Origin of the sequence: Pseudomonas sp. D47, from assembly GCF_045447305.1 — a bacterium.
Taxonomy (GTDB): Bacteria; Pseudomonadota; Gammaproteobacteria; order Pseudomonadales; family Pseudomonadaceae; genus Aquipseudomonas.
On sequence record NZ_JBJGXU010000201.1, the window covers coordinates 1 to 360 of the forward strand.

A 360-nucleotide genomic window follows, 5' to 3' on the forward strand; every position below is an offset into this window, starting at 1 on the left:
TGAAGAAGACGATAAGAAGCAGCCCGAAATTGGGTCTGTAGCTCAGTTGGTTAGAGCGCACCCCTGATAAGGGTGAGGTCGGCAGTTCGAATCTGCCCAGACCCACCAATTTTGTGTGGGAAACGCCTGTAGAAATACGGGGCCATAGCTCAGCTGGGAGAGCGCCTGCCTTGCACGCAGGAGGTCAACGGTTCGATCCCGTTTGGCTCCACCACTACTGCTTCTGAAAGTTTTGAAAGCTTAGAAATGAGCATTCCATCGAGGTGATGGTGAATGTTGATTTCTAGTCTTTGATTAGATCGTTCTTTAAAAATTTGGGTATGTGATAGAAAGATAGACTGAACGTTACTTTCACTGGTA

At 47.2% G+C, this 360-nt stretch carries 2 tRNA genes; both read left to right on the forward strand.

The window, feature by feature from the left end:
• Nucleotides 1-31 precede the first annotated feature (31 nt).
• A tRNA-Ile gene (locus ACI77I_RS32235) sits at nt 32-108 on the forward strand.
• Nucleotides 109-138: 30 nt separating this feature from the next.
• Nucleotides 139-214 (forward strand) — tRNA-Ala (locus ACI77I_RS32240).
• Nucleotides 215-360: the final 146 nt, after the last annotated feature.